Genomic DNA, 7922 nt, shown 5'->3' with positions numbered 1-7922 from the left:
GTGCCGCCCGTGCGAGCCGCCCGGGAGCGGGGCGTGCTCCACGCGGTGCGCCAGTTTGTACGCATGACGGCGACGGGCGTCGTCTGGCCCGACGGGCGAGAAGAAGCCATTGACGCGATCATCTGGTGTACGGGCTTCAGGCCCGCGCTCTCTATGTTTGCGCCGCTCGACGTGATCGAGCCGGACGGGTTGATCCGCGTTAACGGGCAGCAGGCCGTCAGGGAGCCACGTCTCTGGCTGCTGGGTTATGGCTCCTGGTGCGGCCCCGCATGCGCCACCCTGCTGGGGGCGGGCCGTGTCGCGCGATCCATGGTCCGACAACTGGCGGCCTGGCTTGCGTCACCGGCACAGGGTGTCCGCTTACCAAAACCTTGAGCGACTCTCTTTACGACCGACATGAGGGCGACAGCGGAATGTCTGGGTCTGTCGGCATCGTTGCGGGCGTTTCCGTGCGGCAAGGGAATTTATTACTACCTTGTGGTTCCCGAAAAACCCCTTTCTTTTCCGTGCGCCCGCCTACTTGCGACAAATGGTAGAAACGTACGTAGATTTTACGTCAGAAAACTCCTGATTTTTGGTATATAACTAAGTTGCTGGACTGCTGTCTGGGTAAGCAAATATTATTAGCTTCAACCTTCTAATTCATGCGTCCTTGACATATAAGCCATTGACACATAGCTTACTGAAAATGTCAAAGTTGCAGACCGTTGTTGAACTGCCTGAATTCATAAAACGGGCAAAAGCCCTGATGTCAGACGACGATCGTATGGCTCTGATTAACACGCTCGCGGCTATGCCAGACTCTGGAGTGTCACTAGGGGGCGGCCTGCGAAAGATTCGTTTTGCACGCGAAGGTAGCGGAAAAAGGGGAGGGTATAGAACTCTTTATGTCTTTGGTGGGAGACATATGCCTTTGTTTCTACTGACTGTCTTTGCCAAGAACGAAAAAGATAATCTTTCCCGATCCGAACAGGCTGCTCTGGTAGACTTGAGTAAGACACTAATTGCGAAATATGGAGAACCATCATGAGCACTTATGATAGCATTCTGCAGGGGTTAAATGAGGCTCTCGCATATTCTGAAGCACAGGTACAAAACAGCGTTACCCATAAGGTACGTGTGCTGTCTGTGAATGTTGCGGCCATCAGAACCCGAACGGGACTGTCCCAGGCACAGTTTGCCAAGAGCATCGGTGTCGCCAAGGGAACCCTTCTGAACTGGGAACATGGTCGTCGTCAGCCAACCGGGCCAGCTCAGGTCTTGTTGGCAATGTTGGATAAACGTCCATCGTTGGTTAGCGAGCTGCTCCCTGCCGCTCGTTGACAAAGTGGTATACTTGCCGCTGATTAAAGCAGCTGCTTTGGGGGGAGAACGGAATGTCGGTTATCGGGAAGAGAATAGACAAGCCGGACATGGCAAAAGAAGAAGATAAAAAAATATCCTCAAATAGTTCAACGGCGTGTCGTCAGTTAAGCAGGATGATGATTGAGGCGAACTGCACGGCTGCGAGGAAGGTCGATTTCAGTTTATCGTAGCGGGTTGCGATAGCGCGAAACTGCTTGAGTTTATTGAAGAACCTCTCAACAAGGTTCCGTTCGCGATAGAGAGAAAAATCGGTTTTCCGTCGTGTCGTTCTGTTGCGTTTTGGCGGGATGACCGGGGTAATCCCGCGCTGTATCAGCCGATCGATCAACCTGTCCGCGTCATACGCCTTGTCAGCAAGGAAAGCATCCGGTTCGATGTTTTCCAGAAGTGGTTCTGCCTGGGTGATATCGGCATCCTGTCCCGGTGTGATGCCGAGTTCCACTGGATTGCCCAGAGCGTCGCAGATGGCATGGATCTTTGTAGTTAGCCCGCCTCGTGATCGTCCGATGGCCTGATCCGTGCCCCTTTTTTGAGAGCTCCGGCACTATGCTGATGCGCTCGGACAATTGTGCTGTCGATCATCATGTATTCGTTGTCGTAATCAGCGGCCAGATAACGAAATATCCGTTCGATGACGCCGCTTTCACACCAGCGGCGCAGACGCCGGTGCACGTTTTTCCAGTCACCGAAACGGGCAGGAAGGTCGCGCCATGGAATACCCGCGCGATAGCGATACAGCACCGCCTCCACGAACAGACGGTTGTTCACCGCAGTGCCGCCGACATAGCCTTCTCGACCAGGAAGAAGATCCTTTATCCGCTCCCACTGGTCATCGCGTAAACTATAGCGCCGCATCTGTCTGTCTCCCCAAAAAATGGGAAAACAGTCAGCACACGCAGACACAAAGTACAACCTTCACGTGCCACTCTCAGGGCTTAACTGACGACACGCCGAAGAAGGTGAGCCAGCGCATTCGATAAAATCCCGCAGATATTGGATCTCTTCGTCAGTTTCCCGACGGCCAAGAAATATCTGTTTTGCAATACCCTTTTTACCAAGCTTGACCGGGTGAAGTTCAAACCGGGAGCGATACTCTTCCACAAGCCAACGTGGAAGAGCTGCAATACCCCGACCATGAGCCACCATCACCAGCATGATATCCGTTGTCTCGATCTGCTTCTGCTGTCGTGGGCCGAAACCCGCTGGTTGCAGAAATTGCGTATAGATATCAAGTCGCTCGGGTGGAACGGGGTACGTAATCAATGTCTCGCCAGCAAGCTGTTCCGGCACGACGAACTTCGCGCCTCGCAAAGGATGTTCGGGGCCAACAACCAGTACGAGTTCATAGTCAAAAACCGGCGTGAATATCAGACCTGGTTTATAAAGCGGGTCAGGCGTCACCAGAATATCAATCTCATTGCTGAACAGCGCCCCAATACCGCCGAATTGGAATTTCTGCCGCACGTCAACATCGACTTTCGGCCATCTCTCTAAATAGGGAGAAACCACCTTCAGGAGCCACTGATAGCAGGGATGGCACTCCATGCCGACGCGGAGTGTTCCTCGTTCGCCATTGGCGAACTGTTGCAGCCTGTTTTCCGCCAGTTCAAATTGAGGGAGCAGTCTGTTGGCAAGTGATAATAGCCACTCACCCGCTTGGGTGAGCACAAGAGACCGCCCCTCACGCCGCCAGATCTTTACTTCCAACAGGTTTTCAATCTTGCGGATGGCATGACTGAGCGCAGGCTGGGTGAGATTCAGTCTGACCGCGGCAGCGGTCAGCGAACCTTCGCGGGCAACTTCCTGAATGATCGTCAGATGACTGCGTTCAAGAACACCCATGCCTTGCCTCAATAAATGCGCAAACGACATATAATCGTACAAACATACTATTTCCATTCATTTTATAAAGTCATACCCTCAACTGCCACGGTTCTAATCCGATAGCCTCCTAAACCGAGAGTTCCTTGCGTAAGATTTCCGCACCAGCACCCAGAGCGTTGAGCTTGCCTCGCGCCACGTCACGCGGCAAAGGCGCCATCCCACAATTGGTGCAGGGATAAAGTTTGTCGGCATCGATAAACTTGAGTGCCTTGCGCAAAATATCAGCGACTTTTTCGGGCGTCTCGATGGTTTTGGTGGCCACATCAATGGCGCCAACCATCACTTTTTTTCCACTAATGAGTTCGATCAGATCCATGGGGACGCGGGAATTCTGACACTCCAGTGAAATCAGATCGATATTAGATTTTTGCAGCTTGGGAAAAATCTCTTCATATTGACGCCACTCTTCCCCAAGAGCATTTTTCCAGTCGATATTGGCTTTGATGCCATAGCCGTAGCAGATATGGACTGCGGTTTCGCATTTCAGCCCTTCAATGGCTCTTTCCAATGCGGCGATACCCCAATCATTCACCTCATCAAAGAAAACATTAAATGCCGGCTCATCGAACTGGATGATATCGACGCCAGCCGCTTCCAGCTCTCTCGCTTCCTGATTGAGGATCTTGGCAAATTCCCACGCCAGTTTTTCGCGGCTTTTGTAGTGAATGTCATAAAGCGTGTCGATCATGGTCATGGGACCAGGCAACGCCCATTTGATCGGTTTCTTCGTCAGTGTGCGTAAAAATTTCGCATCCTCAACAAAGACCGGCATCTCGCGCGTCACAGTGCCAACAACTGATGGCACACTCGCATCGTACCGGTTGCGAATTTTAACCGTCTGACGGTTTTCAAAGTCGACACCGCTGAGGTGCTCGATAAATGTCGTGACGAAATGCTGACGCGTCTGTTCGCCGTCACTGACGATATCAATCCCCGCCCGGTCCTGATCGTCCAGAGTCAGGCGCAGCGCATCCTGCTTGCCTTCAACCAGTTCCTCACCCTGCAATTTCCACGGCGACCAGAGTGCCTCGGGTTTTGCAAGCCAGGACGGCTTGGGCAGACTACCAGATGGGGTGGACGGCCTCCCTGCGGCATCAATGTGCCATGATGGAGGTTCACTGACCATCAGGAGGAGACCGCCCGTATGAAAGCTAGCATAATTGGCCTTGATATTGCCAAATCCGTTTTTCAGGCTCATGGGGCTGACGCAATTGGAAAGTGCGTTTTCAAGCGCAAGCTTGGTCGCAGTGAAGTTTCAGCATTTTTTGCAAAACTTGACCCATGTGAAGTTGTTCTGGAAGCCTGCGGGTCAGCTCATTACTGGGCACGGGTGATCAGCAGGATTGGTCATGATGTCAGACTGGTTCCTCCTGATCGGGTCAAATCATTTGTCAAAAAAGGCAAGAAAAATGACGCTGTTGATGCGGCTGCGATCTGCATGGCGGCGACTCATCCTGATACGATGTGTGTTCCGATCAAGAGCGAAGAGCAGCAAGGTGTCTTGTCACTGCATTCTGCCCGCGCTCTTCTGGTCAAACAGCAGACCATGCTGAGTAATGCGTTACGGGCTCTTGCTTCCGAGTTCGGGCTGATAGCCCCTCTGGGCACACGCCATCTGCCAGAACTGATGGCAAAAATAGAGACATCAGCCGACCTGCCTGCTGCCATGAAGCAGAGTGCCATGTTGTTATTTGAGCATTATGAAAAGGTCGCTCAGAGCATTGATGCTTTGGAAGTGCAGATCCGGGCGCGTGCAAAAAGCGATGACGATGCGTGTCGGTTGATGACCATCCCTGGGGTCGGTCCCATAACGGCTTCTCTGATTGTCGCCTCGGTCGCGGATATTGGCTCTTTCGCCTCTGCGCGCCATTTTGCCGCCTGGCTGGGGCTTGTGCCTCGTCAGCATTCTACCGGCGGTAAAACCCGTCTGGGAAGGATTACCAAAACGGGCAATCGGCAGATAAGAACGTTGCTGGTTCTTGGTGCGACGGCCATGCTTCATCGTGCCCATAAGTGGGATAGCGCTGCGGGTCAGTGGCTATGCGAACTCATGGCGCGTCGTCCAAGGCGTCTGGCAACAGTTGCACTTGCCAATAAAATGGCTCGTATCATCTGGGCGTTGTTGTCACGTAAAGAGATCTATCGTCCGGCTGGTGTCAGTGTTTCAGCAGGCTGACCTGCACCAGCAGAACGATGGACACCGGAGCTTGCTCCGGTAGATCCGGCAGTATGTACGAACCGACGTGATGGGAAGACAGTCATTCAGCAACAGTTCAGGCCATACCGTTCGACCGTCTGTGCCCCTGAGCACGTGATACCAGATTGGTGCCTGACACGTGAGCGCACACCCATGATGGCCAGCGCATAAAGTCGCATAAACAGGCCGGACATAAGAGCGCATCTGACCGGGTCTTCACGTTAAATCGGTATTCATCATCCAGCCGGTAGAATAATACGTTTTAGAAATGACATCGGGAGAACAATGTGAGGTATTGCGCTTAAACGGCCGTCCACATAAGATCGTCGAGATATCATCTGCCTGCTCCATTTCCCATGACCCAACACTCCGGTGTCCCTCGGGAACAATCCCTTCTCCATACTCGTTGGCCGGAATGAAGACGCAGCCTTCAGGTTTCTTTTTTTCGGCCCATATCTGCTGTGCCTTGAAGATCGCCGCGAACTGGGTGCAGTAACGATTGTCCTGCCCACCCTGCCCGAACAGATCCTCTTCCCAGACCACGCCCGCCTCTTGTGCCGTCTCATCATCAAATTCAAAATCACGGGCATATAACTCGACCTGATCGAGATAGCGGACAAAATCTTCCCAGTCGAAGTGCGCAAACTCTTCCCTGCTCATTTCATAATCAGTTGGATCGACACCCTCATCCGCACTTTCGGCCCAGATCTCTGCCCAGACATCGCGTTGGCGCTCCAGCGGCGTGCGCGCAATTGCGTTCCGTTCCGTATAGGAAGGGCCAATCCCACCATCTATTGCCGCAATAATGGGCGGATGAATCTGGGATAACAGCATCAGGCCACGGAGATAGGCTGGTGTGACCATAAAAGCCCGACAGATTTCTGTATCAGTAGCGCCCTTCTCGCGCATATCCAGCACACCACGCCATTGTTCGGATTCCGTCATGTCGGCACGCACGACGTTCTCGGCAACAGCGGCCATCGTATCGCTTTTTTCATCACCAGAACGGACATGCACGTCAATTTCGTCCAGTTTCGCAGCAATACAGGCCCGCACCCGTCTGTGACCAGCGACAATCATCAACCGACCATCCTCAAGTTCCCGCACGCAGGGCGCATGAATCAGGCCCACTGTCTTGATATTCAGCGCAAGCTGATGTTCCGCACGAGCATCTGGCTGGGTCTTACGTGGATTGTTCGGGTTTGGTACGAGTGTTCTGGGATCGACGCGGCGAAGTTCCGTCATGATACGCTCCTCACTTTCAGGGTCATGAGGTGTAATTTTCTGACCTCATACCTTCGGCACCGCCGCAGACGCGCACACGGGGCAAGGGCGAGCGTCAGCGAGGCCCCGGAACGGGGCGTACCCTTGCGGCGGGTGGGCGGCCTGTGGCCCGCCCTTCCCTTTTCGGATTTCTGTTTTCCTTTTTTCTCAGGCCATCTCCTCTATTTTCTCTCCAACGTCAGAAGCAGCATCATCATTGGCTGAGGCCAATTTCAGTGCGGTTCCCTCTTCCTTGCCTTCTGCTTCCAGCTCGGCATCCAGTGCGTACAGCTCAGCACATTTGGCTTTGAGGTCCGCGGCTTCCGCAAAAGGCAGTCCTTCGCGTGCGCGATAAGCTGGCAGTCGGCGCTGTGCCTCATCCAGACTGCGACGTGCTTCAGCCAGATCGCTGTCCAGACGTAAGGCTGCGTGCTCAATCCGTGAAATCAGTCCCAGAGGCTTGGTCTCACGATCCGTCTCGACCTCGATTTCTCCTGCAGGTGTATCCAGATAGATGGAGGAGACTACTTCTGGTTTTCTCTTGTCGGACGTTCTGAACTGCTGTTCATGAGCTTCGCACATCACTTCAAATCCGGCGATCCGACCCATGCTCCACTGCCCGGTCCGGCCTTCCCGTTCAGCAAGCCGCGCCTGCGACAGTATCCATGCCCCAGCTTTTTCACGGCTCTCAACCACCGTGGTGTCACGGTGCAGCGCAAACGCCTCCCCTTTCGTGGACACACGCTGGCCTATTGCCGCCTCAATTTTCGGAATGCGTGTCTGCGCTGTCTGGATGTCGCGTTCAGCTCTCTGGATCTGGCGACGCACATTGAACTGATCATCGAAATGCGCGGCCTGCAAACGCTCAAGACGCGCAATATCGGCTTCCAGGCCAGCCTTCTGTATCAGACGCATGTCACCTGATGCCAGCGCCTTGGCCATTGCAAACTGGTTGCCTTCACCGCCCACATCCTCAATCCGGCGAATGGTTCGATCTCCCGACATCGCAAGACCGATAAAACGCATCTTGCGTTCAAGCAGCTGCCAGTTGGTGGCGTCTACAGATCCCTGCTGGGCGTAAGCGTAGATTTCCACTTCATCGTGCTGATTGCCCTGACGCACAATCCGACCTTCACGTTGCATGATATCGGCAACAAGCCAGGGCACGTCGAGATGATGCAGGGCTTTCAGGCGCTGCTGGGCATTGACCCCT

7 protein-coding genes and 2 pseudogenes are annotated in these 7922 nt (G+C 53.7%); 4 read left to right on the top strand and 5 right to left on the bottom strand.

Annotation, left to right across the window (positions count from 1 at the left end):
- From ACP7IZ_RS13160 to ACP7IZ_RS13150, 3 genes and pseudogenes are all read left to right on the top strand, one after another.
- Window positions 1–375: pseudogene (locus ACP7IZ_RS13160) on the top strand (pyridine nucleotide-disulfide oxidoreductase); the annotation flags it as partial.
- 313 nt (window positions 376–688) lie between these two features.
- On the top strand, window positions 689–1030 hold the full coding sequence (locus ACP7IZ_RS13155; RefSeq protein ID WP_012813272.1) for a type II toxin-antitoxin system RelE/ParE family toxin: 342 nt from the start codon (window positions 689–691) through the stop codon (window positions 1028–1030).
- The gene (locus tag ACP7IZ_RS13150; RefSeq protein ID WP_006115735.1) at window positions 1027–1323 is read left to right on the top strand and encodes a helix-turn-helix domain-containing protein; all 297 of its coding nucleotides are present in this window, start codon (window positions 1027–1029) and stop codon (window positions 1321–1323) included. The genes ACP7IZ_RS13155 and ACP7IZ_RS13150 overlap by 4 nt, the downstream gene beginning before the upstream one ends.
- Window positions 1324–1465: 142 nt before the next feature.
- On the opposite strand, the gene ACP7IZ_RS13145 is transcribed toward ACP7IZ_RS13150, so the two are convergent.
- The 3 genes from ACP7IZ_RS13145 to ACP7IZ_RS13135 all read right to left on the bottom strand — a co-directional run bounded on the left by ACP7IZ_RS13145 (window position 1466) and on the right by ACP7IZ_RS13135 (window position 4375).
- Window positions 1466–2220, bottom strand: a protein-coding gene (locus ACP7IZ_RS13145; protein ID WP_087651418.1) for an IS5 family transposase whose coding sequence is annotated in 2 segments (ribosomal slippage) — window positions 1466–1881 and window positions 1881–2220 — 756 coding nt in all. Because the reading frame shifts where the segments join, the coding sequence is not laid out codon by codon here.
- A gap of 60 nt (window positions 2221–2280) precedes the next feature.
- Entirely contained in the window at window positions 2281–3207 is a 927-nt protein-coding gene (locus ACP7IZ_RS13140) for a LysR family transcriptional regulator (protein WP_052583250.1), read from the bottom strand.
- 109 nt (window positions 3208–3316) lie between these two features.
- Window positions 3317–4375: a methionine synthase gene (locus ACP7IZ_RS13135; protein WP_100070283.1), complete on the bottom strand. Its 1059-nt coding sequence runs from the start codon at window positions 4373–4375 to the stop codon at window positions 3317–3319.
- A gap of 18 nt (window positions 4376–4393) precedes the next feature.
- On the opposite strand from ACP7IZ_RS13135, the gene ACP7IZ_RS13130 reads away from it, so the two are divergent.
- Window positions 4394–5425, top strand: a complete 1032-nt coding sequence (locus ACP7IZ_RS13130; RefSeq protein ID WP_426849627.1) for an IS110 family transposase — start codon at window positions 4394–4396, stop codon at window positions 5423–5425.
- A 237-nt stretch (window positions 5426–5662) separates the two neighbouring features.
- Here the strand turns inward: ACP7IZ_RS13130 and ACP7IZ_RS13125 are convergent, their stop codons facing one another.
- Both ACP7IZ_RS13125 and ACP7IZ_RS13120 read right to left on the bottom strand, forming a co-directional pair.
- Entirely contained in the window at window positions 5663–6691 is a 1029-nt protein-coding gene (locus ACP7IZ_RS13125; RefSeq protein ID WP_006115742.1) for a ParB N-terminal domain-containing protein, read from the bottom strand.
- A gap of 186 nt (window positions 6692–6877) precedes the next feature.
- A pseudogene (locus ACP7IZ_RS13120) lies at window positions 6878–7922 on the bottom strand (lactate dehydrogenase); the annotation flags it as partial.

Origin of the sequence: Acetobacter sp. AAB5 (assembly GCF_050106715.1) — a bacterium.
In the GTDB taxonomy this organism is placed as follows: domain Bacteria; phylum Pseudomonadota; class Alphaproteobacteria; order Acetobacterales; family Acetobacteraceae; genus Acetobacter; species Acetobacter oryzifermentans.
The sequence above is the reverse complement of the archived record's forward strand: the minus strand, read 5'-3'. Positions and strand labels throughout refer to the sequence as shown.

Excerpts from the sequence above, each read along its gene's own strand:
- ACP7IZ_RS13155 (WP_012813272.1), top strand. The coding sequence starts at position 689 with ATGTCAAAGTTGCAGACCGTTGTTGAACTGCCTGAATTCATAAAACGG.
- ACP7IZ_RS13150 (WP_006115735.1), top strand. The coding sequence starts at position 1,027 with ATGAGCACTTATGATAGCATTCTGCAGGGGTTAAATGAGGCTCTCGCA.
- ACP7IZ_RS13135 (WP_100070283.1), bottom strand. The coding sequence starts at position 4,375 with ATGGTCAGTGAACCTCCATCATGGCACATTGATGCCGCAGGGAGGCCG.
- ACP7IZ_RS13130 (WP_426849627.1), top strand. The coding sequence starts at position 4,394 with ATGAAAGCTAGCATAATTGGCCTTGATATTGCCAAATCCGTTTTTCAG.
- ACP7IZ_RS13140 (WP_052583250.1), bottom strand. The coding sequence starts at position 3,207 with ATGGGTGTTCTTGAACGCAGTCATCTGACGATCATTCAGGAAGTTGCC.
- ACP7IZ_RS13125 (WP_006115742.1), bottom strand. The coding sequence starts at position 6,691 with ATGACGGAACTTCGCCGCGTCGATCCCAGAACACTCGTACCAAACCCG.